Annotated in this window: 24 protein-coding genes; 10 read left to right on the top strand and 14 right to left on the bottom strand. The window is 61.8% G+C overall.

Translation table 11 applies throughout. The annotated features are described in order from the left end of the window. The first annotated feature begins 55 nt into the window (after positions 1-55). A complete protein-coding gene (locus ACJ8IN_RS22360) occupies positions 56-550 on the top strand; it encodes a DUF2938 domain-containing protein (protein WP_197846397.1) in 495 nt (164 codons plus the stop codon). A 6-nt stretch (positions 551-556) separates the two neighbouring features. Here ACJ8IN_RS22360 and bioD read toward each other — a convergent pair whose 3' ends face one another. The 3 genes from bioD to ACJ8IN_RS22345 all read right to left on the bottom strand — a co-directional run bounded on the left by bioD (position 557) and on the right by ACJ8IN_RS22345 (position 3,634). Next, complete coding sequence (gene bioD / locus ACJ8IN_RS22355) at positions 557-1,222, bottom strand: dethiobiotin synthase (protein ID WP_033648223.1); 666 nt, start codon at positions 1,220-1,222, stop codon at positions 557-559. Between the two features lie 144 nt (positions 1,223-1,366). Further along, on the bottom strand, positions 1,367-2,584 hold the full coding sequence (mlc, locus tag ACJ8IN_RS22350; protein ID WP_004938526.1) for a sugar metabolism global transcriptional regulator Mlc: 1,218 nt from the start codon (positions 2,582-2,584) through the stop codon (positions 1,367-1,369). A gap of 159 nt (positions 2,585-2,743) precedes the next feature. Next, the gene (locus tag ACJ8IN_RS22345) at positions 2,744-3,634 is read right to left on the bottom strand and encodes a LysR substrate-binding domain-containing protein (RefSeq protein WP_033638441.1); all 891 of its coding nucleotides are present in this window, start codon (positions 3,632-3,634) and stop codon (positions 2,744-2,746) included. A gap of 147 nt (positions 3,635-3,781) precedes the next feature. On the opposite strand from ACJ8IN_RS22345, the gene ACJ8IN_RS22340 reads away from it, so the two are divergent. Then, positions 3,782-5,050 carry an MFS transporter gene (locus ACJ8IN_RS22340; RefSeq protein ID WP_308326148.1) on the top strand — a complete coding sequence of 423 codons (1,269 nt, stop codon included), beginning with the start codon at positions 3,782-3,784 and terminating at the stop codon, positions 5,048-5,050. A gap of 51 nt (positions 5,051-5,101) precedes the next feature. Here ACJ8IN_RS22340 and ACJ8IN_RS22335 read toward each other — a convergent pair whose 3' ends face one another. Beyond that, a complete protein-coding gene (locus tag ACJ8IN_RS22335; protein WP_047567644.1) occupies positions 5,102-6,388 on the bottom strand; it encodes a glycoside hydrolase family 10 protein in 1,287 nt (428 codons plus the stop codon). Between the two features lie 118 nt (positions 6,389-6,506). Next, on the bottom strand, positions 6,507-8,303 hold the full coding sequence (locus ACJ8IN_RS22330) for a glycoside hydrolase family 3 protein (protein ID WP_308325696.1): 1,797 nt from the start codon (positions 8,301-8,303) through the stop codon (positions 6,507-6,509). A gap of 332 nt (positions 8,304-8,635) precedes the next feature. On the opposite strand from ACJ8IN_RS22330, the gene tus reads away from it, so the two are divergent. After that, positions 8,636-9,574, top strand: coding sequence for a DNA replication terminus site-binding protein (gene tus, locus ACJ8IN_RS22325; protein ID WP_033638437.1), 939 nt, complete (start codon positions 8,636-8,638; stop codon positions 9,572-9,574). Here the strand turns inward: tus and ACJ8IN_RS22320 are convergent. From ACJ8IN_RS22320 to ACJ8IN_RS22305, 4 genes are all read right to left on the bottom strand, one after another. After that, positions 9,564-9,932: a VOC family protein gene (locus tag ACJ8IN_RS22320; RefSeq protein ID WP_060420514.1), complete on the bottom strand. Its 369-nt coding sequence runs from the start codon at positions 9,930-9,932 to the stop codon at positions 9,564-9,566. The two genes, tus and ACJ8IN_RS22320, sit on opposite strands and share 11 nt — an antisense overlap. Positions 9,933-10,022: 90 nt before the next feature. After that, the gene (locus ACJ8IN_RS22315) at positions 10,023-10,712 is read right to left on the bottom strand and encodes a helix-turn-helix transcriptional regulator (RefSeq protein WP_060420511.1); all 690 of its coding nucleotides are present in this window, start codon (positions 10,710-10,712) and stop codon (positions 10,023-10,025) included. A gap of 60 nt (positions 10,713-10,772) precedes the next feature. Further along, complete coding sequence (gene fumC, locus ACJ8IN_RS22310; RefSeq protein WP_033638434.1) at positions 10,773-12,170, bottom strand: class II fumarate hydratase; 1,398 nt, start codon at positions 12,168-12,170, stop codon at positions 10,773-10,775. Between the two features lie 230 nt (positions 12,171-12,400). Beyond that, entirely contained in the window at positions 12,401-12,733 is a 333-nt protein-coding gene (locus tag ACJ8IN_RS22305; RefSeq protein ID WP_033654745.1) for a hypothetical protein, read from the bottom strand. 476 nt (positions 12,734-13,209) lie between these two features. Here ACJ8IN_RS22305 and manA point away from each other — a divergent pair, with 476 nt between their 5' ends. Both manA and ACJ8IN_RS22295 read left to right on the top strand, forming a co-directional pair. Then, positions 13,210-14,388, top strand: a complete 1,179-nt coding sequence (manA, locus tag ACJ8IN_RS22300) for a mannose-6-phosphate isomerase (protein WP_060420508.1) — start codon at positions 13,210-13,212, stop codon at positions 14,386-14,388. 140 nt (positions 14,389-14,528) lie between these two features. After that, positions 14,529-16,061: a YdgA family protein gene (locus ACJ8IN_RS22295; protein ID WP_041034957.1), complete on the top strand. Its 1,533-nt coding sequence runs from the start codon at positions 14,529-14,531 to the stop codon at positions 16,059-16,061. A gap of 44 nt (positions 16,062-16,105) precedes the next feature. Here the strand turns inward: ACJ8IN_RS22295 and ACJ8IN_RS22290 are convergent, their stop codons facing one another. Next, on the bottom strand, positions 16,106-17,269 hold the full coding sequence (locus ACJ8IN_RS22290; protein WP_308325695.1) for a serine hydrolase domain-containing protein: 1,164 nt from the start codon (positions 17,267-17,269) through the stop codon (positions 16,106-16,108). 102 nt (positions 17,270-17,371) lie between these two features. On the opposite strand from ACJ8IN_RS22290, the gene ACJ8IN_RS22285 reads away from it, so the two are divergent. Next, positions 17,372-18,280 (top strand): LysR family transcriptional regulator, encoded by a 909-nt coding sequence (locus ACJ8IN_RS22285; RefSeq protein WP_308325694.1) that lies wholly within the window; start codon positions 17,372-17,374, stop codon positions 18,278-18,280. A 26-nt stretch (positions 18,281-18,306) separates the two neighbouring features. Here the strand turns inward: ACJ8IN_RS22285 and blaSRT are convergent, their stop codons facing one another. Further along, on the bottom strand, positions 18,307-19,443 hold the full coding sequence (gene blaSRT, locus ACJ8IN_RS22280) for an SRT/SST family class C beta-lactamase (protein WP_047567658.1): 1,137 nt from the start codon (positions 19,441-19,443) through the stop codon (positions 18,307-18,309). Between the two features lie 206 nt (positions 19,444-19,649). Between blaSRT and ACJ8IN_RS22275 the strand changes: the two genes are divergently transcribed. Next, complete coding sequence (locus tag ACJ8IN_RS22275) at positions 19,650-20,531, top strand: LysR family transcriptional regulator (RefSeq protein WP_060435947.1); 882 nt, start codon at positions 19,650-19,652, stop codon at positions 20,529-20,531. On the opposite strand, the gene ACJ8IN_RS22270 is transcribed toward ACJ8IN_RS22275, so the two are convergent. Continuing rightward, positions 20,528-21,559, bottom strand: coding sequence for a Mal regulon transcriptional regulator MalI (locus ACJ8IN_RS22270; RefSeq protein WP_197846403.1), 1,032 nt, complete (start codon positions 21,557-21,559; stop codon positions 20,528-20,530). The genes ACJ8IN_RS22275 and ACJ8IN_RS22270 overlap by 4 nt on opposite strands. Positions 21,560-21,781: 222 nt before the next feature. On the opposite strand from ACJ8IN_RS22270, the gene malX reads away from it, so the two are divergent. Then, a complete protein-coding gene (gene malX, locus ACJ8IN_RS22265; RefSeq protein WP_308325693.1) occupies positions 21,782-23,401 on the top strand; it encodes a maltose/glucose-specific PTS transporter subunit IIBC in 1,620 nt (539 codons plus the stop codon). Next, positions 23,394-24,575 carry a MalY/PatB family protein gene (locus tag ACJ8IN_RS22260; protein WP_308325692.1) on the top strand — a complete coding sequence of 394 codons (1,182 nt, stop codon included), beginning with the start codon at positions 23,394-23,396 and terminating at the stop codon, positions 24,573-24,575. Before malX ends, ACJ8IN_RS22260 begins: the two co-directional genes overlap by 8 nt. Before the next feature lie 32 nt (positions 24,576-24,607). Here ACJ8IN_RS22260 and ACJ8IN_RS22255 read toward each other — a convergent pair whose 3' ends face one another. Both ACJ8IN_RS22255 and ACJ8IN_RS22250 read right to left on the bottom strand, forming a co-directional pair. Beyond that, positions 24,608-24,976: a hypothetical protein gene (locus tag ACJ8IN_RS22255; protein ID WP_033638420.1), complete on the bottom strand. Its 369-nt coding sequence runs from the start codon at positions 24,974-24,976 to the stop codon at positions 24,608-24,610. Beyond that, positions 24,973-25,569, bottom strand: coding sequence for an NUDIX domain-containing protein (locus ACJ8IN_RS22250; protein WP_049196846.1), 597 nt, complete (start codon positions 25,567-25,569; stop codon positions 24,973-24,975). Before ACJ8IN_RS22250 ends, ACJ8IN_RS22255 begins: the two co-directional genes overlap by 4 nt. 97 nt (positions 25,570-25,666) lie before the next feature. On the opposite strand from ACJ8IN_RS22250, the gene ACJ8IN_RS22245 reads away from it, so the two are divergent. Further along, the gene (locus ACJ8IN_RS22245) at positions 25,667-26,422 is read left to right on the top strand and encodes a DeoR/GlpR family DNA-binding transcription regulator (protein ID WP_041034945.1); all 756 of its coding nucleotides are present in this window, start codon (positions 25,667-25,669) and stop codon (positions 26,420-26,422) included. Positions 26,423-26,534: the final 112 nt, after the last annotated feature.

Genomic DNA, 26,534 nt, shown 5'->3' with positions numbered 1-26,534 from the left:
ACTTTAAGTTGCACACTGTGCGCACATTATCACGTCACTGAGCCAAGGACACCCTATGACCCCCGATCTGTTAGTGCGCATCCTGTTAACCGGCGCCGGCGCCACCCTCTGCATGGATCTGTGGGCGCTGCTGCTGAAGCGGCGCTTCGGCATCCCTTCTCTCGATTATGCGCTGGTGGGCCGTTGGTTTCTCGGCATGTTCGACGGCCGCTGGTTTCACGCCACCATCGTTACGGCGCCGCCGCGCCGGGGGGAGAGAGAAATCGGCTGGATATTGCATTACGCCATCGGCATCGCGTTTGCCTTTATCCCGCTCGGGTTGGCGGGCAGCGAGTGGTATGCGACGCCGGAGCCGCTCATCGCGCTGTTGAGCGGCTGGCTGAGCCTGGCGGCGCCGTTTCTGGTGATGCAGCCCGCGCTGGGCTTTGGCGTGGCGGCGGCGAAAACCGCCTACCCACGAAAAGCGCGGCTCCTCAGCCTGCTCACCCACACGGTATATGGGCTGGGCCTGCTGATCGCCGCCCGGCTGTTGGCGACGCTCTGCGTCTGAACGGACTTACAGCAGCGTGGAAATATCGAGGTAGTGCGCCAGTTCGCGCTGCTCCGCGCGCGGTAGATACGGAATTTCACCCAGCAGCGGCGCGGGAATGCGCTGCTGCAGCGCCGTGATGGTTTCGGCATAGTGCGCCAACCCCGGGTTGATGCGGTTGGCGACCCAGCCCAGCAGCGGCAGACCGTCGTTGATGATCGACTGCGCGGTCAGCAGCGCGTGGCTGACGCAGCCCAGTTTGATGCCCACCACCAGCACCACCGGCAGCTGTTCCTGCACCACCCACTCGGCGTAAGGCCGCAGATCGTTCATCAGCACCCGCCAACCGCCGCTGCCTTCCACCACCACCGTGTCGGCTTTGGCGGACAGATCGCGCAGACCGCTGCTCATCACGCCATAGTTGATGTCCTCGGTTGCATGCGCGTGAAACACCTCATCCAGGCAGGTGATGGGATTGATCTCCTCGTAGGACAGCGGCAGGGTTGAGGTGGCCTGCAACACCAAAGCGTCTTTATTGCGGATGCCCTCACTGGTTTCCTGGCAGCGCGCGGCGATCGGCTTGTAGCCGGCCACCGAACGGCCATCGGCGGCCAGCGCCTGCATCAACCCGCGGGAAACCACGGTTTTACCGACGTCGGTATCCGTGCCTGTCACAAATAAACGCTTCAACATGAATAAAATGCCCCAGAATGCCCCGTTAACAATGTGTCGCCGCACCGGCGGCGAAGAAGTCTTGCGGAAAAATTCTAGGGGATGCGCCCTCATAGGGGCTTGAGGTAGCTCAATCTTTTGCGGAATTAATAAGAAGTTCTGATGTTAGCCCTGCAGCAGCTGCACCAGCAATGAACCGTTGTACAGCGCCTCTTTCACCAGCGCCGCGCCGGGCATGGTGCCCTGATTGAAGAACTGCGTGGATTCGACCTTGACCTGCTCGCTGTAGGCCGGCAGCGCCTGCTGACGAATGCAGGAGGCGATGGCCGGATGCAGGATCTCCGCCGCGCGGTTGAGCGGCGAGCCCACCAGGATCTTCTCCGGATTGAACAGGTTGACCATGATAGCCAGAATGCGCCCCACGCTGTGGCCGACGCCGAGGATAATGTCCCGCGCCAGCTGATCCCCCGCCAGCGCGGCGTCGCACAGTGATTCGACGGTCAGCGGCGCGCCGTGCAGGCTGGAGCTCATCGAGCCGCTCAGCCGCTGCTGGGCGATCTCCAGCATGTTCTCGATGCTGGCCACGGTCTCGAGACAGCCGTGGTTGCCGCAGTAGCAGCGTTTGCCGTAAGGATCGACCTGGGTGTGGCCGATCTCCACCACGCTGTGGCTGCCGGCGTGCAGCACATGGCCGCCGGTGATCACCCCGGCGCCGACGTTATGGTCGATCACCACCTGAATGACGTTCTGGCTGCCGCGTGAGGCGCCGTACAGCGCCTCGGCCATGGTCCAGGCGCTGATGTCGTGCTGCAGGTAAACCGGCAGGCCGGTGCGGGTTTCCAGCGCCGGGCCGAGCGGCATCTCCAGCACGTCGTAAAACGGCATGCGATGCACCACGCCGGACTGCACGTCGATCATGCCCGGCAGCGTGATGGCGATCGCCGTCAGCCGCTCCAGCTTGCTTTGGTGGCGGATAAAGAATTGGTCGACTTCGGTCAGGATGCGTTTCAGCAGCGGTTCGGGGTGTTCGGCCGCCAGCGGCAGCTGTTCCTCCACCACCAGTTTGCTGCTGAGATCGCGCAGCGCCAGCGTGATGCTGCCGCGGCTGATGCGGGCGGACAGGTAATGCCAGGCTTCGGTGTCCAGCACCAGGCCCACCGCCGGGCGGCCCCGGCTGCCGATTTCCTGGTACTCGGTTTCCTTGACCAGATGGGCTTCCAGCAGTTCGCGCACGATCTTGGTGATGCTGGCGGGCGCCAGCTGCGCGCGTTTTGACAGTTCGATGCGCGAAATCGGGCCCAGTTGATCGATTAGCCGATAAACCGCCCCCGCATTAGTCTGCTTGATTTGATCGATATGCCCAGGCTGCCCAACCGCAATCACAAACCTGCTCCTACTATTTTTCGCGCTTCTAAATAAAGACTAGGGGTTATGGTGGGGCTTTTGTCATACAGCGTCAACTATTTGATTCGTTATGTGATTTGCTGCACAAATTCCTCGCAATTTCAGCGTGAATCGAGTTTTATTTACCCGGTTTCGGCGTCATTTGAGCATCAACGCCATCAGCGCCTGCGCCGCAGCGGTCAGCGGCCGCCGGCGGTGATGCACCAGCCACACTTCGGTGGTGGCGTCCGGTTCCGCCAGCGGCAGATAGCGCACGCCGTCCACCCGCACCCGGGCGAAAGAGGCTGGCAGAATCGACACCCCCAACCCGGCGGAAACCAGCCCGATAATGGTCATCGCTTCGCCCACTTCCTGGGTGATGTACGGAGTTATGCCGGCCTTGCCGAGCAGCAGCAGAATTTCGTCGTACAGCGCGGTGCCCACTTCGCGCGAGAAAAACACGAACGGCTCCTGCGCCAGATGTTGGAAACGCAGTGCGCCGCCGGGCGTTTCCGCCAGCGGATGCCCTTGCGGCACCACCGCCACCAGCGGTTCGCGCAGCAGCAGCTGATAGTGAAGCGCTTCCGGCAGCCGCGTGTTGCGCATCACCCCCAGATCCAGCTCACCGTTCAGCAGCGGTTCGATCTGCTGTTTGGTGTTGATTTCGCGCATTTTGATATGCACCTGCGGCGAGTGCTGACGAAAGGCGCGCAGGCTGCGCGACACCACGCCGATAAAGGGCGCGGAAGAGGTAAAGCCGATGGTCATTTCCCCCAGTTCGCCGCGATCCAGACGCGCCGCCTTTTCCGCCGCGCGCCCGACCTGATCGAGCACCTGATAGGCTTCTTTGAGGAACATCTCCCCGGCCTGGGTCAAACTGACGTTGCGGTTGTTGCGCGCCAGCAGCCGCGCGCCGACCATCTCCTCCAGCGCCTGGATTTGCTGGCTGAGCGGCGGCTGGGAGATGCGCAGCCGCTCGGCGGCGCGGCCAAAATGCAGCTCTTCCGCCACGGCGATAAAGTAACGCAGGTGCCTCAATTCGATATTCATATTTAAAACGTCTTAATTTTAATTATTAATATATTAGACAAAAAAATCGCCGCTCCCTATCATTTTGTTATCTGCAAAGTGTCTGTTTATCTCCCCGAAGTTCGGTAAGGAAACGCTGTGACAACCCCTGTGCGTTCTGCGGCCGCGATGCCGTCGACGCTGGCCGCCAACGATGACGCGGCCGCTGCGCCAAAAGTAAAACGCTCCACCCTCAACAACAAACTCCCCTACATCGAACGCGGCACGCCGCAGTTTATGCGTGTGACGCTGGCGCTGTTTTCCGCCGGGCTGGCGACCTTCGCGTTGCTTTACTGCGTGCAGCCGATCCTGCCGGTGCTGTCGCAAGATTTCGGCGTCTCGCCGGCGGAAAGCAGCCTGTCGCTCTCGGTCTCCACCGGTATGCTGGCGATCGGCCTGATGTTCACCGGGCCGCTGTCCGACGCCATCGGCCGCAAATCGGTGATGGTGGTGGCGTTGCTGCTGGCGGCGGTCTGCACGCTGATCTGCGCCTTTATGACCAGCTGGCACGGCATTTTGCTGATGCGCGCGCTGATCGGCCTGTCGCTGAGCGGCGTGGCGGCGGTCGGCATGACCTATCTCAGCGAAGAGATCCATCCCAGCTTCGTCGCCTTCTCGATGGGGCTGTACATCAGCGGCAACTCGATCGGCGGCATGAGCGGCCGCCTGGTGACCGGGGTGTTGACCGACTTCTTCTCCTGGCGCGTATCGCTCGGGGTCATCGGCCTGTTCGCCCTCGCCGCCGCCTGCATGTTCTGGCGCATCCTGCCCGCCTCGCGGCATTTTCGCGCCAGCTCGCTGCGCCCGCGTACCCTGCTGATCAATTTCAAACTGCATTGGCACGATAAGGGCCTGCCGCTGCTGTTCGCGGAAGGTTTCCTGCTGATGGGCAGCTTCGTCACCCTGTTCAACTACATCGGCTATCGCCTGCTGGCGGATCCTTACCACCTGAGCCAGGCGATCGTCGGCCTGCTGTCGGTGGTGTACCTCACCGGCTCCTACAGCTCGCCCAAGGCCGGTGCGCTCACCTCTCGCTTTGGGCGCGGCCCGGTGCTGCTGGCCTCAATCGTGATTATGCTGATCGGGATCCTGATTACCGCGCTGCCGCAGGTGCCGGCGATCTTTATCGGCATGATGCTGTTTACCGCCGGTTTCTTCGCCGCCCACTCGGTGGCCAGCAGCTGGATCGGCCGCCGCGCGCGCCGCGCCAAAGGCCAGGCGTCGTCACTGTATCTGTTCTGCTATTACGTCGGCTCGAGCGTGGCCGGCACCCTCGGCGGCGTGTTCTGGCACAGTTTCGGCTGGAATGGCGTGGCGGCGTTCATCAGCCTGATGCTGCTGCTGGCGCTGCTGGTAGTGCATTACCTGAAACGCCTGCCGGAAGCGGCGCGCCTTTGAAGAGAAAAAGCCGCGGTGGTTTGCCGCGGCTTGTCATGCCAGTGCCTGTGATTATTGACCGGTTTTCCAGCGGGTGCGCAGGTACTCCACCGCCTTATCCGTTTGCGGCTCAGTCAGATAGCGTTGCCGGAACAGGATGGTTCCCCCCATTCCCGGCAGGCTTTCGTTGAGATCGAGCTGCCTTTTCAGTTCGGGAACGCCGCCCTCGACGGCCCAGGCCGGCTCACCGGCGGCAGGCGTGCCTACTTTATACAGCGCCACCCCGGCATAGAGCCGAACCGACGTGCCTTTCACCACCTCGGCCCACCAGTTGGCCAGCACGTCGTAGCGGACAATTTCGCGATCAAAAGGCCAATACAGCTGCGGTGCGATGTAATCGAGCAGCCCCAGTTTTACCCACTGGCGCGTATCGGCATAGGCCGTATCGTACGATGGCGCGCCTGCCCGCGTCGCCGAACCGTCAGGATCGTCCGCTTTGTTTCGCCATACGCCCGCCGGGCTGACGCCAAACGCAACCTCGGGCTTCAATGCTTTGACGGCGGCTGACACCTGTTTTATCAATTGCAGCGTGTTGTCTCTGCGCCAGGCGGCTTTGTCTGCAAATCCTTTGCCGTATGCGCGATACGTTCGTTCATCATCCAGCGGCGATTGCGGCGTTTCGTAATAGAAATAATCGTCAAACTGAATGCCGTCGACCTCATAGTTTTTGACGATTTCAGCCACCACGCCGGTGATCCAGTTGCGCACGTCGGGCAGGCCGGGATCGAGCACGAAGCGCTCGTTGGCGGTGCGTATCCAGTCGGGATGCAGCGCATAGACGCTGGCCGGCGGCGACTGCAGCGTATGATTGAGTGCCTCAATCGTCTGTGGGCGGGTATTCATGGAAACCCGATAAGGGTTCAGCCAGGCATGCACCTTGATGCCGCGCCGGTGCGCTTCTTGCAGCATAAAGGCCAGCGGATCATAGCCGGGATCCTGGCCAACGGTGCCGGTCAACACCTCAGACCAAGGCAAGATGTTTGAGCGCCACAGGGCCGTGCCGTCCGGTTTAACCTGAAAATAGACCGTGTTAATCCCGGTTTTCACCATCTCGTCCAGCGCGTCCGTCAGCCCCTGTTTCTGCTGGCAAACCCGCTCTTGCGCGGTTTCCGCCTTCAGGGAGGCCGCCGGCGGCCAGTCCAGGCCAATGACCGTGGCCAGCCAGATGCCCCGCATCGGTGTTATCGGCGGTGTCGGCCGCGGAGGCTTCTCCGGTTCGGGTGGCTTGGCGCATCCGCTCACGCCCAGCATGGCGGCCATCAACAGCCATCCGCCTAATTTTGTTGCGCCTGTCGGCATCCTGATTCTCCTTCCGTGAGTGACGGTTATCCCATGTCGTTGCGTGCAGAGCAAGAAACTGACCGCTTTCAAGCTGCCGGCGTCGCCTTTTTCAGACGACGCCGGTGTCCTTATCCCATCACCAGCTCAGCCCAGTCCCGCGAGGGAACGCCACCTTGCCCGTATTGGTTTCCGCATCGTAGTCATGCCAGGTGTTGACCGGCAATTTGCCCTGCGGTTTGATTTTGCCCGTCAGCACCTGCGCCAAAGAGACCATCGAAGGGCCGCGCCACACGCCGCTGTCATAACCGTAGTAGGCGTAGGTGGCGACAGCCGCCTCCACCTCTGCGGCATAGTTCACGATATCGTAAGGGGCGCGCAGTGAGAGGTGAACACGTTTTTTCCCCTGCTCGGCGGCGTATTTCAACCAGCCCGGATAAGGGCTGCCGTCATTGCCCGCTCCGGTTGCGGAAGTCACCACCCCATCCTGCTCGGCAGGCGTAAAGCGGGTTGACAGCGTTCCGAGCAGGAACACGTCGCAGCCGGCAATATGCTCTCTGATCTGGGCATCGCTCAGTTCCGTTTCCTTCGCGGCAACGACGTTCTGATACCCCTCCTGCGCCATCACGCGCGCAATGCCGTTGGCCTGCTCGCCCCACGGGGTCAAAATAAAGTAGCGCAGCGTTTTGTCCTTCAACGGCAACAGGCTGTGGCGATTGATCACCACGGTAATGGAGCGATCGGCGATGCGTTTTTCCAGCTTGTGCGCTGAGGACGAAGCGTCGTTGGAACAGGGGTGATCGCGATGCCCCATCAGGTTATGGCGTAATTTGAGGCGCAAAATTCGCTCGACCGAGGCATCGATATCGGCTTCGTTGAGATAGCCCGTTTTCACCCTGTCCGCAAGGTAACGGATCAGATCCGGCAGCAAGCGCGCCTGGGCCGGCGAGGCGATGCTGACAGGCATCAGGGCAATATCCACCCCGGCGGCAAAGACGTTTTCAGCGGCCGCTTGCTGGCTGAAATGCTCGGCAATCGCGCCCATATCCAGCGCGTCTGAAATCGTTACGCCGGCATACCCCAATTCATTGCGCAGGATCTGGGTCTGAATTTCATGCGACATGGTGGCCGGCACCGTGATTTTTTCACCGCTGCGGGTGTCTATCTGGCGGTTATCCAGTGCCGGATACTGAATATGGGCGGTCATGACCATGTCCGGCGCCGCGCAGCGATCGATGGCCTGCTTGTAAGGGGCGATATCGATGGCAAAAGCCTCTTCCCGCGTGCGATCGACGCGCGGCAAACCGGTATGCGAGTCGGTCGAGGTGCTGCCATGGCCGGGGAAGTGCTTGTAAGCGGTGATCAGCCCCTGCTGTTTCATGCCCGCCACCATTTTCTCTGCCAGACGGGAAACGGTGTTCTTATCATCGCTGAAGGCGCGAACGTTAATCACCGGGTTGAACGGGTTGGTGTTGACGTCCACGACCGGGGCAAAGTTGGTATTGATATGCAACGCGCGCATATCCTGGGCCATCAGTTTGCCTTGTTCAACGGCGAGATGTTTATCCGCACCGCCCTCAATCGCCGCCGCGAGCGCCATATTGCCGGGAAATGAGGCATAGTCGCCGCGCGGCAGCCGGAAAACGTTACCGCCTTCGTTGTCGGTGCCAATAAACAAACGAATGCCCGCGTGGGTTTTCATCGCGGCATACCAGGCCGTCAACGTGTTGATCTGCTGCTTGTCTTTCAGATTATTGGCAAACAGGATCACCCCACCCACGTGGTTATCGGCGATCAGCTTGCCAATGGCTTCATCGGGAACGGTCATATCCTGATTGCTGTTACCGCTCCGATCCCAGTAGCGAAAATCCAGCATGATTTTTTGCCCGATTTTCTCTTCCAGCGTCATGTTTTTGACTTTCTGTTTAATATCCACAGTGAACCTCCGTTTAAAGCGCCCGTTAATGACAGAAGAAAAGATAACCCCAAGGGCTCATCGCGTCCTGCCATTCCGTTTGTTCCAGCGTTTGGACAACGGCGAGCGGAAAATGGATTAAACAAAACACAAACGAACAGGATAAAATCCATAAATTAATCAAAACACTACGCATACAGAGTGTATTGCGTGCCCTGCCGCCAAAGACCGTTATGGCGTATTTTCCGCTGATAAGCCGGGTGGCCAATGAAGCCGCCTTTTCCCCGGTGGCCTATGTTGCCCCCAGTCTGCTACTCTTCTATAGTATGTTGTAACTAAAACAGGAAGGTGCGATGAGCAGATACGATGTGATAGGCCGGATGAACGCCTGCTTTAGCGAACTGGAGCAGGCGCTCGGCGCGCTGCAGCAGCAGATCGCCCCGCTGCGGTTGCTGGCGGCGCGGGTGTTCAGCCTGCCGGAGGTTGAAAAAGGCCAGGAACATCAGGCCATCTCACATATCGCGGTCGAACAGCATGTGGGGCAAGCGGCGCGCGATCTGGCGCTGGAGCACTATCAGCGGCTGTTTATCCACCATAACCGGGAGAATGTCAGCAGCAAGGCCGCCGTTCGCCTGCCCGGCGTCATCTGTCTGGCGGTGGAGCAGCCGGAGTATCAGGCGCTGCAAACGCAGCTGGCGCTGATCAATCGCCTGAAGGGCGAGCTGGAACAGATTATCACCGTCGATTCCGGCCTGGCGCCGGAGCAGCGTTTCGAGTTCGTGCACACCCATCTGCACGGGCTGATTACCCTCAGCGCCTATCGCACCCTCACCGCCCTGACCAATCCCGACTCCGTGCGCTTCGGCTGGGCCAACAAGCACATCATCAAAAACGTCAAGCGGGACGACATCCTGGCGCAGCTGGAGAAAAGCCTGAAAGCCGGCCGCGCGGTGCCGCCGCACAGCCGTGAACAGTGGGCTGCCCTGGTCAGCCGCGAGATAGACGACGTCAGCCGCCTGCCGCAGCACGCGACGCTGAAAATCAAGCGGCCGGTCAAAGTGCAGCCGATCGCCCGGGTGTGGTATCAGCAGCAGCAAAAACAGGTGCAACACCCCTGCCCGCTGCCGCTGATCGCCCTGTGTCAGGTTGAAAACGGCGCCGCGGTGCCGAAGATTGGCGAGCTGCTCAACTACGACGTCGACGCGGTGAAACACCGCTACAAACCCGACGCCCGGCCGCTGCGGCTGCTGGTACCACGCCTGCACCTGTATACCGACGACGCTACTCGCTGAGGGCATACACCCGCAGGCGATGGCCGTCCGGATCCCGCGCCACGAAGGTGTAACCGAACGCCATCTCGGTCGGCGTTTGTTCAATCGGCAGCCCGAGTTCGCGCCACTGGTTATAGTGCGCTTCGACCTCTTGCGGATCCTGGCACAAAAAGCCCAGTTCACCGCCGCCGCCGGTCAGGGTCGCCGCAGGTTTTACCCCCTGTTTGGCCCACATCCCCAGCTTAAAGCCGTTGTTGAGCACGAACAGGGCGAAGCCGGGAGAAAGTTCCATCGGCGCCTGTCCCAGTAAGCGTTGATAAAAGGCGGCGCTGTTCAGCGGGTTATCGACGTAAAGCAGGGCCATGCTGGGAAGGGTCATCGGTCTGTCCTCTGGGTGATGGGAACCGGCCGGTTCCCGATAGGCACAGACTAAAGCGCGCTACTGACAGTTTATGGCAGCAGCGTGCCGCTATTGCTCCGCAATGCCCTCGCTGAGGCGCCACTCTTTCAGCAGCCGCCGCCGGCCGCGCGGATAGCGCTGTTCCAACGGCATGGCGGCCTGAATGCGATCGAGGCGAAAATGGCGAAACGCCTGGCGCAGCTCGCACCAGGCGACCAGCACCTGGAGCTGGTCGAAAAAGCCCAGCGCAAAGGGCCACAGCAGGCGTTCGCTGCGCTGCCCCGCCAGATCGAGATAGCCGATATGCAGCTTGCGCTCGCGGCGGATGGCGTCACGGATCAGCACCCGCAGCTCATCCGCCACCGGCGGTGCCTGAACCGGCGCGATCAATAGCGTATTGGCCTCCAGCTCCTCCCGCAGCGCCGGCGGCAGCACGGCGGCGATCTTGGCCAGCGCCTGGCCCGCCGCACTCGCCAGTTGGCTGTCGCCGCGGCGGCTGACCCAGCGCATCCCCAGCACCAACGCTTCTGTCTCCGCCTGCGAGAACATCAGCGGCGGCAGCATAAAGCCAGGGCGCAGCACATAGCCGACGCCCGCCTCGCCGGCGATCTCCGCCCCCTGCTGCTGCAGCGTGGCGATATCGCGGTACAGCGTGCGCATGCTGATGCCCAGCGTCTGCGCCAGCGCATGGCCCGCCACCGGATAACGGTGACTGCGCAGCAGCTGCATCAGATCGAGTAAACGTTGTGCGCGCGACATCTTGATTTCTCCACAAAAAAGGGCTTACCTCAGTAAGCCCCCGGTTGCCTCACAGATCAATCATTTCTGCATGCTGCCGACCATCGCTTCCGGCCGCACCCACTCGTCGAACTGCGCTTCGGTCAGGTAGCCCAGCTTCAGCGCCGCGGCTTTCAGCGTCAGCCCTTCCTTGTGCGCTTTCTTGGCGATTTCCGCCGCCTTGTCGTAACCGATGTGGGTGTTGAGCGCCGTCACCAGCATCAGCGATTCGTTCAGCAACTGGGTGATGCGATCGCGGTTCGGTTCGATGCCCACCGCGCAGTGCTCGTTGAAGCCCTGCATGCCGTCGGCCAGCAGGCGGATCGACTGCAGGTAGTTGTGGATCACCATCGGGCGGAACACGTTCAGCTCGAAGTTGCCGGAAGCGCCGCCAATGTTTACCGCCACGTCGTTGCCCAGCACCTGGGCGCACAGCATGGTCATCGCCTCACACTGGGTCGGGTTGACCTTGCCCGGCATGATGGAACTGCCCGGTTCGTTCTCCGGGATCGAAATCTCGCCGATGCCGCAGCGCGGGCCGGAAGCCAGCCAGCGCACGTCGTTGGCGATCTTCATCAGCGAGGCCGCCAGCCCTTTCAGCGCGCCATGTCCTTGCACCAGCGCGTCGCAGGTCGCCAGCGCTTCGAACTTGTTCGGGGCGGTGACGAACGGCTGATGGGTCAACTCCGCCAGCGCTTTAGCCACGCGCACCGCGTACTCCGGATGGGTGTTCAGCCCGGTGCCGACCGCCGTGCCGCCAAGCGCCAGCTCGGCGATGTGCGGAATACTGTCCTCGATGTGTTTCAGATTGTGCGCCAGCATCGCCGCCCAACCGGAGATCTCCTGCCCCAGGGTCAGCGGCGTGGCGTCCTGCAGATGGGTGCGGCCGATTTTGACGATGTCGCGGTAGGCTTCAGCCTTGTCGCTCAGCGTCTTGTGCAGCACTTTCAGCTCGGGGATCAGATGTTCGCGCAGCGCAATCACCGCCGCCACGTGCATCGCGGTGGGAAACACGTCGTTGGAGCTCTGGCTTTTATTGACGTCGTCGTTCGGGTGCACCTTGCGCTCTTCACCGCGCACGCCGCCCAGCAGCTCGCTGGCGCGGTTGGCCAACACTTCGTTCATGTTCATGTTGGTCTGGGTGCCGGAACCGGTTTGCCAGATCGACAGCGGGAACTGGTCGGCATGGCTGTCCGCCAGCACTTCGTCGGCGGCGCTGATGATGGCGGCGCCCCGTTCGGCCGGCAGCAGCCCCAGATCCACGTTCACCTGCGCGGCGGCGCGCTTGGTCAACGCCAGCGCGTGGATCAGCGCGGTCGGCATCTTTTCGGAGGAAATGCGGAAATGCGCCAACGAACGCTGGGTTTGCGCGCCCCACAGCTTGTCGGCCGGTACTTCGATGGGGCCCATAGAGTCTTTTTCGATACGAACGCCTGCCATCATTATCTCCTTAGCATAATTCCTAAAATCGTAGGGTTGAGCCGACGCGCTACCCCCCGTCGGCATGCACTCCCAGTATAGTGACATAATAACTATTCGCATTAAGAGAGTTATCTCACAGCACGTTTCATCTTTTTTACCCATTAACGACGCGGTTATTTTCCATCGGTTAACCCGCGGCGAAATAAACGGCCGGGAATGAGCCAGGAGAATAAAAGTGTGGCTAATCATTAACGCGGATGACGCGAATTAAAATTATTGATGCGCTGCGCCTGTAAATGATTGAGCTCATCGATACGTTGTTGCTGCAGATGATTGATCTCGTCGTAGGCGTCCTGCCGTTCATGATGCCGATAGGCCCCGGTCGCCACCGCGCCGGCGGTGAGCGCCAACGGGTGCGCCACGGGCACGATCGCGGCGGGAACCGCGACCGGCGCGGGTGCAACGACGATCGGCGCCGGCGCGATCGCCACGGCGCGCGGCGCCGCGTAGGGATAGGTGACAATCACCGCCGCCTGGGCTGCGCCGGCGCAAAGCCCCAACAGCAACAACAGTTTTTTCATGCAACAGACCTCTGGTTTTGTTAAATCGACTCGTTAGCCGTTACGGTAAAGGGGTCTGACGCGCAGGTTTAAGCTCGGCGTGTGATCGCCCGGCGCAGCGCGAAAATAATAATAAGGGAATGGCTCAGACGGTAAAAAATAAATTCAGCAGTCATATTTTGACATGCTGAATAATAAATAATGCGGCAAGATGAGCGGACTATCGGCAATAATCCCGCCGGTTCAAAAAATAATCGAACGGCGGGTTTTCCGGGCCGCCTTGAGGCCTGCGCGCCAATTGAGGCGCCGATCGTTATCACGCTATACTTTGGCCCCGTTGCCGGGCGCGACGTTATTCGGCGTTGTTTTGATCGCGCCCATGATTTTTCCTGCCGACGCGGGCGTATGATGGTTGTCGGCACAGATTTAACTAACCGTATAAAATCAGTAAGTTATTGCCATCCGGTACGGCAATGACGCTAAGGACGTTTATCGACATGCAAAAAATGACCAACGCGGTACAGAATTACGCCTGGGGCAGCCACGATGCGCTGACCCGTCTTTACGGCATCGCCAACCCTGATAATCTGCCGATGGCCGAACTGTGGATGGGCGCCCATCCCAAGAGCCCTTCCCGCGTGCCGGGCGCCGACGGCGAGCTGCGTTCGCTGCGCGATCTGATCGATGAAGACCAGCCAAAACAGCTGGGCGCCAACGTCGCCAGCCGCTTTGGCGAGTTGCCGTTCCTGTTTAAAGTACTCTGCGCCGATCAGCCACTGTCGATCCAGGTCCACCCGAGCAAAGCGGCGGCCGAAATCGGCTTCGCGAAAGAGAATGCCGCCGGCATCCCCCTGAGCGCCGCCGAACGCAACTATAAAGATCCCAACCACAAGCCCGAGCTGGTGTTCGCCCTCACGCCGTTCCTGGCGATGAACGGCTTTCGCGAACTGGCCGATATCGTTTCCCTGCTGCAACCGATCGCCGGCGCACACCACGACATCGCCGCCTTCCTGCAACAGCCGGACACCGCGCATCTCGCAACCCTGTTCGCCAGTCTGTTGACGATGAGCGGCGAGCAAAAGTCGCTGGCGCTCGGCGTATTGAAAGCCGCGCTCAACAACCAGCAGGGGGAACCCTGGGATACCGTACGCTTTATCGCCGGCTTCTATCCGGACGACAGCGGCCTGTTCTCACCGCTGCTGCTGAACGTGGTGCAGCTCGCGCCGGGCGAAGCGATGTTCCTGTATGCCGAAACGCCGCACGCCTACCTGAAAGGCGTGGCGCTGGAGGTGATGGCCAACTCGGACAACGTGCTGCGCGCGGGCCTGACGCCGAAATTCATCGACGTGCCCGAGCTGCTGGCCAATCTGCAGTTCCGCCCGCAGCCGGCTTCCGGCCTGCTGACCCAGCCGGAGCCACGCGGCAACGAGCTGTTCTTCCCGATTCCGGTGGAGGATTTCGCCTTCTCGCTGCACGATTTGACCGCCGCCCCGCAGGCGCTGGCGCAGCAAAGCGCCGCCATCGTGTTCTGCGTCACCGGCGAAGCGACGCTGGAAAAATCCGGGCAACGCCTGACGCTCAAACCGGGCGAATCCTGCTTTATCGGGGCTTTCGAATCCCCGGTCAACGTCAGCGGCAGCGGCCGCATCGCCAGGGTTTATAACCAGCTGGCCTAACCGTTGATAAATTTCAGCAAATTGCTTGCTGAAAGCGAGAGCTACCCCCACAATTAAACGCCTGCGGGCGTTTATTTTCGGCCCCTATTTGCCCCTCCCGCGCAACGGAGGGTGATAAGAAAAAAGGATGAAACAGAGCTATGAAAAAATCGTTAGTCGCTGTCAGCGTCATTGTGGTTCTTGGCGCAGCATGGACCGGGGCATCCTGGTACACCGGGAAACTGATCGAGCAGCACATGGGCGAAGTCGTCGACAACGCCAACGGCCAGCTGAAAGCTTACCTGCCGAAAGCCGGCGTGAAGCTGAGCTATGAAAATTACCAGCGCGGCCTGTTCAGCAGTAAAGTGCGTTATGTGCTGCGCTCCGACGGCACGGATACCAGTGAAGACGCGGCGCTGAAAGCCGGTGAAGAAGTGGCGTTCCTGGAAACCATCGATCACGGCCCGTTCCCCTTCGCCCAGCTGAAAAAATTCAATCTGCTGCCGAGCATGGCGTCGGTGCATACCGAGCTGGAAAATACCCCGGCGGTGAAAGGTCTGTTTGACACCACCAAAGGCAAATCGCTGTTTACCGCCGATTCGCGCATCTCTTACAGCGGGGACACCTCGTCCGCCATCGACATCATCCCGCTGGACTACCAGAAGGATAAGTCTTCGCTGAAATTCAGCGGCGCCACCATTAACGCCGATGTGTCCAGCGATCTGAAAAAATTCGTGCTGGACGCCAATAGCGACAATATCGTGTTCGCCAGCCCGAACGAATTCGGTCAAAACGAGCAGATCACCTTCCAGGGCTTCAACCTGAAAGGCAACAGCAACGAGAGCAAATTCGGCGTGAAGCTCGGCGATCAGACGATGACGCTCAAGCAGTTCAAACTGACGATCGACGGTAAAGATACCGTGGCGTTGGACGGTTTCAACCTGGTGAGCAAGTTCGGCGAGCAAGGCAGCAGCAACATCGGCGGCCAGATCGACTACACCATGGACGCGCTCAAGGTGCAGGGCAACGATTTCGGCGCCGGCAAGCTGGCGCTGAAAATCGACAACGTCGACGGCAAGGCGCTGAAAGACTTCGCCGACAGCTACAACCGCCAGACCATGGCGCTGCTGCAACAGGGCGAGAACCTGGATCCGGCCGTGTATGAGCAGCAAAACGCCGAGCTGTTGCAAAAGAACCTGCCGCTGCTGCTGAAAGGCAACCCGAGCCTCAGCATCGCGCCGCTGAGCTGGAAAAACAGCAAGGGCGAGAGCACCTTCACGCTGGATCTGGCGCTGACCGATCCGAGCAAGGCCGCCTCCCCGGCGCAATCGCCGGATCAGCTGATCGCGCAGGCGGTTAAAAAGCTGGATATCAACCTGACCATTCCGGAAGCGATGGCCACCGAAGTGACCGCGAAAACCGCGCTGTTGCAGGGTTACAATGCGGAAGACGCGCAGAAACTGGCGCAGCAGCAAGTGCAGGGCCTGGCGGCCATGGGCCAGATGTTCAAGCTGACCACCCAGAAAGACGGCGTGATCGCGAGCACGTTCCACTATGCCGACAACCAGGTTGACCTCAACGGCAACAAGATGTCGCTGCAAGAGTTCATCGGCCAGTTCGCCATGCTGGGCGCCCCGGCGGAAGACGCTGAACCTGCGCAGGAAGCGGAACCCGCTCCGGCACCGGCGCAGTAATCGACTGACAGCCGGATCAAGGGCCCCCTGCGGGCCCTTTTTATTTACCCCATTTCCGCGGCGTAAACCGCATCGCGGATCTGCTGCGGATAGCGGCCGCACATGCCTTCAAACGCGGTGTTGGTCAGTATCACCACGCTCAGCTGCGCCTGTGGATCAAAGAACCAGCTGTGGCCGTAAACGCCGCCCCAGGTCAGCGTGCCGGCCTGCTGCGGCGTCTGCGCGGCATCTGCGTCCACCAGCAGCGCCCCGCCGAAACCGAATCCCCAGCCCGGCCCTTGCGTTTGCGCCTGCGCCCCCACGTGCGGGCTGCGCAGCAACGCCACCGTGTCCGGCCGCAACATGTCCTGCCCGCCGCTGCGCAACGCCTCCACCAGGCGCAGCACATCGTCGGCATCGCCGACCATGCCCGCGCCGCCGGAAGGATAGGCCCCGGCGTTAAGCGCCCGCGCGGGTGAAAACAGTACCTCGCCCCCCGCCATCTCCTCCGGCAGCGCCAGCCGCAGGCCTTCATGCATGCGCTGCGGCCCTTGCGGCGTGTTGTAATACGGCGTCGCCAGGTTCGCGGCGTCCGCCGCATAAAACGCGGTATTGCCGAGCCCCAGCGGCCGCGCCACCCATTCGACAAACAGCTGCGGCAGCGGCATGCCCGTCACCCGTTCCAGCACCGCGCCAAGCACGTCGATCGCCAGCGAATAATTGAAGCGCTCCCCCGGCGCCGACAGCAACGGTGCCTGTGCCAACAGCCGCAGGTTTTGCTCTAGCGTCAGCGTCGACAGCTCCACGCCGTCCTGGATCCCCAGCTGATGATAAACGCCCGCCGGCGGCTGGTTCAGCCGATAGTCCAGCCCGGCGGTGTGGCTCAGCAAATGACGAATCTTGATCGCCGGGCGCCGGCCGTCCGCCAACGCCGGAGTGAACCACGGCAGCCAGTCGCTGACCGCGTCATCCAGGCTCAGCTTGCCCTGCTCTATCAGGCGCAGCGCCGCCAGCGTGGTATAGGGTTTGGAGACCGACGACAGCCGGAACTGCGTTTCTCGCCGCATCGGCCGCCGCGCTTCGCGATCGGCATAGCCGGCCGCCCCGGCGTAGCAAATCTCGCCCCGCCGCGCCACCAGCACTACGCTACCCACGATGCGCCCTTCGGCCATCGCCTGTTGATCGATCGCCGCGATCCGTTCTGTTAACGCCCGTTGTTCTGCCGACATGATTTTCATCTCTCTGATGGAAAGTTAAATCAGTCTAAAACCTTCGTCATAAATTAAAATAAGGCATAATTTAATGAATCATTAAGCACAGGTTATTGATAGATGAGTTCACTCCTGCAGCTATTGCCCTATTTCGAAGCCGTCGCGCGCCTGGGCAACTTTACCCGCGCGGCCAGCCAACTGGGCGTCACGCCGCCGGCGGTGTCACAAAACATTCAGGCGCTGGAGAATCAGCTGGGAGTGCGGTTATTTCATCGCACCAGCCGCTCGGTGCGCCTCAGTGACGAGGGCCGGTTGTTCTATCAGAAGGTATCGCCGGCGATGAGCCAGATCGACGTGGCGGCGGACGACGTGCGCGCTCTGGGCGCGCAGCCGGCGGGCCTGCTGCGCATTACGCTGCCGCAGCTGGCCGCCTCGCTGCTGGTGATGCCGCACCTGGCGGCGTTTCAGCGGCGCTATCCCGAGGTGCAGCTGGAACTGTTTACCGAAGACCGCTTTTCCGATCTGGTGCTGGGCAGTTTCGATGCCGGCATTCGCATGCATGCCATGCTGCAAAAGGACATGATCGCCGTGCCGATCGACAACGGCCAGCGCCGGGTGCTGGTCGCCTCGCCCGACTATCTGGCGCGCTGCGGCGTACCGACCACGCCGGACGATCTGCCCGCTCACCACTGCCTGCGCTACCGTTTTCCCGGCAGCGGCAAACTGGAACCCTGGTATTTCAGCCTGGGCGACGATGAACGCGCGCTGGACGTCAGCGGCAGTTTGATTTTTAACGAAGATCGGCTACTCAAGGATGCGGCGTTGGCGGGCCTGGGTATCGCACAGCGTTTTCAGGGCACGGTGTTGCAGGAGCTGGCGCAGGGGCAACTGGTGGAAGTGCTGCCGGATTACGCCAGCGAAGCGTCGGGGTTTTTCATCTACTTTCCCGCCGGCCGGCATCTGCCGCTCAAGCTGCGCGCCTTTATCGATTTCATGCGCGAGCAACGTGAACGGCAGCATCGCTGGTAGGGGCGCCTCGTCGGCGCCCCTGGCCGTCAGCGCTTCTCCAGCGCCTGGACGATGTGGTAAGCCGCCTCGACGCGATCGTCGTTCGGGAACCACTTGTTGGCCAGCATCACCACGGCGATATTTTTCGCCGGGATAAATACCGCGTAGGTGGAGAAGCCGCCGGTGGAGCCGGTTTTGTTATACCAGCCGGCGCGCAATTCCGGCTGCGGCGGCGTGATGGCGGTGGCCGGCGTGCCGTTCATGATCATCCCGGCGTTGTTGCCTTCAATCAAACGCGACAGTTTCACCGGATACGGGTAGTTCTCCCACATCAGATCCTGCGTGAACGCGCCCGCCTTGTAATAACCGACGTGCGTCGCGGCCAGCGCGTCGCGCCACGGCTGCGCCACCTTCACCTGCTGCAGGTTGGCGTCCAGATAGCGAATCAGATCGCGAGCGTTGGATTTGATGCCGTAAGATTCGGCGTCCAGCGGGCCGGGATTGACCCGCACCGGCTTATCGTCCTTGCTGTAACCCTGCGCATAGTTAGCCATCTGCGCCGCCGGCACCTGAACGTAGGTGTGGCTCATGCCCAGCGCCGGCAGCATCCCCTGTTCCATCGCCTGGATAAACGGCTGGTCGAGGCTCTTGGCGGCGATCATGCCCAGCATGCCGATGCCGAGGTTGGAATAGACCCGATAGCTGCCCGCCGGGTGTTTCGGCTGCCAGGCCCGGTAGTAGGCCATCAGCTGGGCGTTGTTGGTGACGTCGTCCGGCACGAACAGCGGCAGGCCGGAGGTATGCGTCGCCAGATTCAGCAGGCTGACGCCGTCGAAGGCGCTGCCGCGCAGCTCGGGCAGGTAGCGGCTGGCCGGATCGTTGAACGACAGCTTGCCCTGCTGCTGCGCATAGACCGCCAGCGTCGCGGTGAAGGTTTTGCTCAGCGAGCCCACTTCGAACAGCGTCTCCTCGGTGATCGGTTTGCCGGTCTGCTTCGAGGCGACGCCATATGGGTAAATCTGCTGTTTGCCGTCGACCGACACGGCGATCGCCATGCCCGGTACGCCATATTTTTTCATCAGCGGCTGAATAACGGCGTCGATATCCTGCTGCTGCGCGGCCTGAGCGGTCGGCAAGATCAGTGCGGCGATCAGCGCTGCCGCCAGGCGGTTCATTTTCGTCATGATAGAAGCTCTTAGGTTGCAGGGTATCAGCCGCGGCCAAAAGTTTTTATTGGCGTTATGCACGGCGCTTTCCCTGATTGATGATGTCATTCCTTTACGGCTGCCGCGACGCTCACAGCAGCCGCGCCAAATATCGGATTTTGCCGCCGGGTTGACAAGCGATAATAATTTCAGCCAGCATAAAGAAAAACTTATGGCTATCGACAATGCGCAATCGACTTCCCCTCAACGCCCTGCGGGCGTTCGAATCCTCCGCTCGCCACCTGAACTTCACCCGCGCCGGTCTGGAGCTGCGCGTCACCCAGGCCGCCGTCAGCCAGCAGGTGCGCATGCTGGAAGAACAGCTGGGCATTCAGCTGTTCCGCCGCCTGCCGCGCGGGCTGGATCTGACCGAAGAGGGCCAGGCGCTGCTGCCGGTATTGAGCGACGCCTTCGACCGCATCGAAGCGGTGCTGCAGCAGTTCGAAGGCGGGCATTTCCACGAGGTGCTGACGGTGGCGGTGGTCGGCACCTTCGCCGTCGGCTGGCTGATGCCGCGGCTGGCGGCATTCCGCACGGCGCACCCGTTTATCGATCTACGGGTGCTGACCCACAACAACCTGGTCAATCTGTCGGCCGACGGCATGGATTTCGCCATCCGCTTCGGCGAAGGCCTCTGGCCCGCCACCTGCAATATCAAGCTGTTCGACGCGCCGCTGACGGTGCTCTGCCCGCCGGCGGTCGCCGCGCGCCTGCGCACGCCGCAGGATCTGCAGCACGAGCAGCTGATGCGCACCTACCGCAAGGATGAATGGGAGCACTGGTTCGCGGCGGCACAGGTGACGCCGTGGCGGATCAATGGCCCGGTGTTCGACTCGTCAAGGCTGATGGTGGAAGGCGCGATCCAGTGCGATGGCGTGGCGCTGGCGCCGGTCAGCATGTTCCGCCGCGAACTGGCCGCCGGCGCGCTGCAGCGGCCGTTCGCCGCCGAGGCCGCGCTCGGCGCCTATTGGCTGACCCATTTGAAATCGCGAGATCTGACGCCGGCGATGAAAACCTTTATCGGCTGGATCCGCCGGGAGGCGGAGGAGGAACAGCAGCAGGGCTAGGCAGAACCGCGCCGGATCAACGTCGGCGGCAGAATGACGTTCTGCGCCGGCAGCTCGGCGTCACCGATGCGCTGCAGCAGGCGCGCGGCGGCGCTGCGCCCCACTTCCCGCGCCGAACTGGAGACGAAGGTCAGCGGCGGCTCGGTCAGTTCGGCCTCCGGCACGTCGCCAAAGCCGATCAGCGCCACCTGCCGCCCGTAGTAGGCGTCGACCCCGTCCGAACCGATGCTGCGGCCGCTGCGCGCCAGGCCAAAATAGGCGCCGAGCGCCACCGACGCCTTATGGCAGACGATGGCGGTAATATTCGGGTAATGGCGCAGCAGTTGCTCCGCCGCTTCCGCCGCCTGGCGCTGCCGGCAATCGCACTCGACGATCCATTCGCTGCGAAACGGCAGGCCATACTGCACCAGCGTGGCGCAAAAGCCGCCCAGCCGCTCGGCGCGCGTCAACGAGTTGCTCTGCCCGCCGAGGTAGGCGATTTGGCTGTGGCCCCGCGAGATCAGAAATTCGGTGGCCAGCTTGGCGGCCTGCATGTTGTCCGGCCGCACCACGTCCACGCCGTCGAGACCGCTGGAGCGCGCCACGCAGACCAGCGGCACGCCCTGCTCGGCCGCCTTCTCCTTCAGGCCCGCCGCCGCGCGAATGCCGCCCGCCAGCACGATGCCGTCGACGCCCTGCGCCAGCAGCGCGTCAAACGCCCGCTGCAAGCCCTGGCCGTCGCGCCCGCTCTGCGTCAAAAACAGCAGCTTGTCGTGCGCCTCCAGCGCTTCGCTCAGCCCGGCGGTCATTTCGGCATAGAAGGGTTCGCAGATGTCGCGCAGAATAAGGCCGATCACCCCGGATTCCCCGCCGCGCAGCGTCGCCGCCTGGCGATTGCGCACGTAGCCCAGCTGCTCTATCGCCTGGTTGACCTTCTCGACGGTGGTCGGCGAAATGCGCCCCTTGCCGCTCAACACCAGGGAAACCGTGGTGACCGACACGCCCGCCTGTTGCGCCACATCGGTGATGGTGATCTTTTTGATGCTCATAGTCTCTGCGAACCCGTTCCTGGGCAACCCGCGCCGTAATGATCAAGGGTATACCGAATCCGTTATCTCAGTAAAACGTTTTACTGCCTGCCGCATTGTCGCCAAAAACCGGGCGGCAGATTTGTGATTGGCGGCGCATTTTTGCTAGGTAAAACGTTTTATCTTCTTTTTACCTAATCTGCAGTCCTCTTTTGCTCGTCTTTTCGCCAGGAGAAGTCGGTTATGTCAGCAGCCAACAAACCCAAAATCACGCTCTGGGAGTTCTTCCAGAGCCTGGGCAAAACCTTCATGTTGCCCGTCGCCTTGCTCTCTTTCTGCGGCATCATGCTGGGGATCGGCAGCTCGCTGAGCAGCCGCGACGTGATCACCCTGATGCCGTTTATCGGCCACCCGATCTTCCAGCTGATCTTTACCTGGATGAGCAAGGTAGGCTCCTTCGCCTTCAGCTTCCTGCCGGTGATGTTCGCCATCGCCATTCCGCTGGGTATGGCGCGCGAGAACAAGGGCGTCGCCGCCTTCTCCGGCTTCGTCGGCTTCGCCGTGCTGAATCTGGGCACCAATTTCTACCTGACCGCCGCCGGCGTGCTGGCCACCGGCGATCCGCTGGTGCTGAAAGCCAACAATATCCAGAACATCCTCGGCATTCAGTCGATCGATACCGGCATCCTCGGCGCGGTGATCGTCGGCATCATCGTCTATCGCCTGCATGAACGCTTCCACACCATCCGCCTGCCGGACGCGCTGGCGTTCTTCGGCGGCACGCGCTTCGTGCCGATAGTCACCACCGTGGTGCTGGGCCTGTGCGGCCTGGTGATCCCGCTGATCTGGCCGTGGTTCGCCGCCGGCATCACCGGGCTGGGCTGGGTGATCAACAGCGCCGGCGCCTTTGGCCCGATGCTGTTCGGCACCGGCGAACGCCTGCTGCTGCCGTTCGGCCTGCAGCACATTCTGGTGGCGCTGATCCGCTTTACCGAGGCGGGCGGCACCATGGAAGTGTGCGGCCACAGCGTCAGCGGCGCCCTGACCATCTTCCAGGCGCAGCTTTCCTGCCCAACCACCACCGGCTTCGCCGAAAGCGCCACCCGCTTCCTGTCGCAGGGTAAAATGCCGGCGTTCCTCGGCGGCCTGCCGGGCGCGGCGCTGGCGATGTACCACTGCGCCAAACCGGAGAACCGTCATAAAATCAAAGGGCTGTTGATTTCCGGCGTGGTAGCCTGCGTGGTCGGCGGCACCACCGAGCCGATCGAGTTCCTGTTCCTGTTCGTCGCGCCGTTCCTCTACCTGATCCACGCGCTGCTCACCGGGTTGGGCTTTACCGTGATGGCGCTGCTGGGCGTGACCATCGGCAATACCGACGGCAATATCATCGACTTCGTGGTGTTCGGCATTCTGCACGGCACCGCCACCAAGTGGTATCTGGTGCCGGTGGTGGCCGCCGTCTGGTTCGTCGGCTATTACGCCATTTTCCGCTTCGCCATCCAGCGCTTTAACATCAAAACGCCGGGCCGCGAGAGCGACGGTGCCAGCAGCCAAAGCGCACCGAGCGGCGCGGTGGGCAAATCCGGCTACAACGTGCCGGCGATTTTGGCGGCGCTCGGCGGCCCGGACAACATCATCACGCTGGACAACTGCATCACCCGCCTGCGCCTGTCGGTCAACGACATGAGCCGGGTGGACGACGCGGCGCTGAAGGCCAACCGCGCTATCGGCGTGGTGCATCTCAACGACCATAATCTGCAGGTGGTGATCGGCCCGCAGGTGCAATCGGTGAAGGATGAATTAGACTCACTGATAGCCACGGCGCAACCTGCCGCGGCGCTGCAGGGAGCCACCCATGTTTGATTTCTCCACCCCGATCGACCGCCACGGCACCTGGTGCACCCAGTGGGACTATATCGCCGATCGTTTCGGCAGCGACGACCTGCTGCCGTTCACCATCTCCGATATGGATTTCGCCACCGCGCCGTGCATTCTCGACGCATTGCAGCAGCGCCTGCAGCACGGCGTGTTGGGCTACAGCCGCTGGCAGCACGAGGATTTTCTCGGCGCGCTGCGCCACTGGTATCAGCAACGTTTCAACGTCGCCATCGACACCGCGACGGCGGTGTACGGCCCTTCCGTTATCTACATGGCGGCGCAGCTGATCCGCCAGTGGTCGGTGCCGGGCGATTACGTGGTGACCCATACCCCGGCCTACGACGCTTTCTACAAGGTGATCCTCGCCAACCAGCGCCAGCTGTTGGCCTGCCCGCTGCAAAAAGCCGGCGACGACTGGCGCTGCGATATGGCGCACCTCGAAGCGTTGCTGGCGCGGCCGCAGACCAAGATCCTGCTGCTGTGCAGCCCGCATAACCCCACCGGCAAAGTGTGGCGCCGCGACGAGCTGCAGCAGATGGCCGAACTGTGTGAACGCCACGACGTGCGCGTCATCAGCGACGAGATCCATATGGACATGGTCTGGGGGCAAAACCGCCATACGCCGTGGAGCCAGGTGGCGAGCGGCGCCTGGGCCCTGCTGACCTCCGGCTCCAAGAGTTTCAACATTCCGGCGCTGACCGGCGCCTATGGCTTCATCAGCGACGCCGCCAGCCGCGAAGCCTACTTCCAGCAGCTCAAAGCCCGCGACGGCCTCTCTTCGCCGGCGGTGCTGGCGGTGGCGGCGCACGTGGCCGCCTATCGCCACGGCGAACCCTGGCTGGACGCCCTGCGCGACTACCTGCAGGATAATCTGACCTACGTCGCCGAGCGGCTGGAGCAGGCTTTTCCCGCGCTGGGCTGGCGCCCGCCGCAGGCCACCTACCTGGCCTGGATCGATCTGCGGCCGCTGGCCGTAGACGATCGGGCGCTGCAGCAGGTGCTGATCGAGCGCGAAAAGGTGGCGATCATGCCGGGCTTTACCTACGGCGAGGAAGGCCGCGGGTTCCTGCGCCTCAACGTCGGCTGCCCGCGCAGCAAGCTGGAGGCCGGCATGGACAAGCTGATCGCCGGATTGAGGTTGGTGCTGGACGAGCAATAGCGCGAGGGGGCGAGCCTCTGCCCGCCCCTTCGTTACCCCTGAACAGGCGGGATCTCCTCCAGGCGGCGATAGACCGTCAGGCCCCACTCGTTGGCCAACCGCACGTCGTTATCGGCCCCCGCAGATGCCCCTTCGATGCGATACACCGCCTGACACTGCGCAATCAGCCGATGGGCCACCGGGTAGAGAAACGCCTCGCTCACCGCATCGCCAACCTGCGTGGAACCCGCCGCGGCCGCCAAAGGCAGCGCCAACCACTCGCCGATCACCGGCACGTGCCCCCGCTGGTAAACCGCCAGCGCCGCCTGTTCCAGGCGCGCCAGATTGGCAGCGATACGCTGCGGATCGCCATCGGTGCCGCTGCGATAGGGGCCGGCGATCAGGATTTGTTGCGCTTTCATCGTTCTTCCTCCAATGTCCGGTTCAAGGCGACAAACTGCAGCAGCATGATGGTCTTGGCGTCAACGATCGTGCCCTGGCGAACCGCCTGCAGGGCTTGCGCCAGCGGCAGCTCGAGCACCTCCAGATCTTCCCCCTCCGCCACCACCCCGCCACCCTCGTTGACGCGGTCGCCCGCCTGATATTCGCCGACGAAAAAGTGCAGCTTCTCGGTGACCGAGCCAGGGCTCATGTAGGCTTCGAACACCTTCTCCACGTTCTGCACGAAATAGCCGGTTTCCTCTTCCGCTTCGGCGCGGATGCGCGCCTCCGGCGACGCGTTGTCCAGCAAGCCGGCGGCGGCCTCAATTAACATGCCGTCATGGCCGTTGACGAACACCGGAAAGCGGAACTGGCGCGTCAGGATCACCGTTTGCGCCCGCCGGTTGAACAGCAAAATCACCGCGCCGTCGCCGCGATCGTAGGTCTCGCGACTCTGCCGCTGCCAAACGCCGTCGCGCCGCAGAAAATCAAAGGTGGTTTTTTTCAGCAGGTACCAGTCATCGGACAACACCCGGGTTTCGACAATGCGAACCCTGTCTTTGGTGGCTATCATCGGTTTACTCCGCCAGAGGAAGGAAATTGATACTATCGTGCAATTTCGTGTATGATCAAGATATTTCGTGCAAACCAAATTTGAGAGGAAAATGGCCATGTTGACCAGCCAGCGCAAGAAAATCATCCTGGAAAAACTGGCCCAGGATGGCCAGGTGTTGGCCAAGCAGCTCAGCGAAATGTTCGGGCTGTCGGAAGACACTGTCCGGCGCGATCTGCGCGAACTGGACGCCGAGGGGTTGCTGCAACGGGTACATGGCGGCGCCCTGCCGGTTTCCTCTGCCATTGCCAGCTTCGCCGAGCGCAATCAGTTGGAATCCGGCGCCAAACGCGCGATCGCCAAAGCGGCGGCGGCGCTGATCGCTCCCGGCCAGGTAGTGATTATCGATGGCGGCACCACCTCCGCCGAGCTGGTCAGGCAGCTGCCGCCCAACCTGAACGCCACCATCGTCACCCACAGCCCCAGCGTTGCCGTAGGCCTGGTCGATCACCCCACGGTGGAGGTGATCCTGATCGGCGGCCGGCTGTACAAGCATTCGATCGTCAGCGTCGGCGCCGCCGCGGTGGAGGCGATGTCGCATATTCGCGCCGATATCTATTTTATGGGCGTAACCGGCGTGCACCCCACCGCGGGGCTGAGCACCGGCGATCTGGAAGAGGCCTACATCAAGCGGGCGCTGGCGGCCCGCGCGGCGGAAACCGTGGTGCTGGCCTCCGCCGCCAAGCTTAACGCCGCCTCGCAGTATGCGATCGGCGATATTACGCTGGCGCATACCATCATCGTTGAACGCGCCACCGACGACGCATTGATCGCGCCGTTGCAGCAGGCGGGCGTCAGCGTGTTGAAGGCCTGATTCACAGCGATAATGCGATAGATCTCGCATTATTTGTGATTCAAGTCACTTTTTTATGCAACGAGATGGCAAGTTTCATTCATTTGTTTTTATACTGTTCTGCACTTTACCT

The sequence above is a fragment of the Serratia sp. CY31944 genome, from assembly GCF_052169175.1.
Taxonomy (GTDB): domain Bacteria; phylum Pseudomonadota; class Gammaproteobacteria; order Enterobacterales; family Enterobacteriaceae; genus Serratia; species Serratia sarumanii.
Note: the sequence above shows the minus strand (reverse complement) of the source record. Positions and strands in the feature narration are given on the sequence as shown.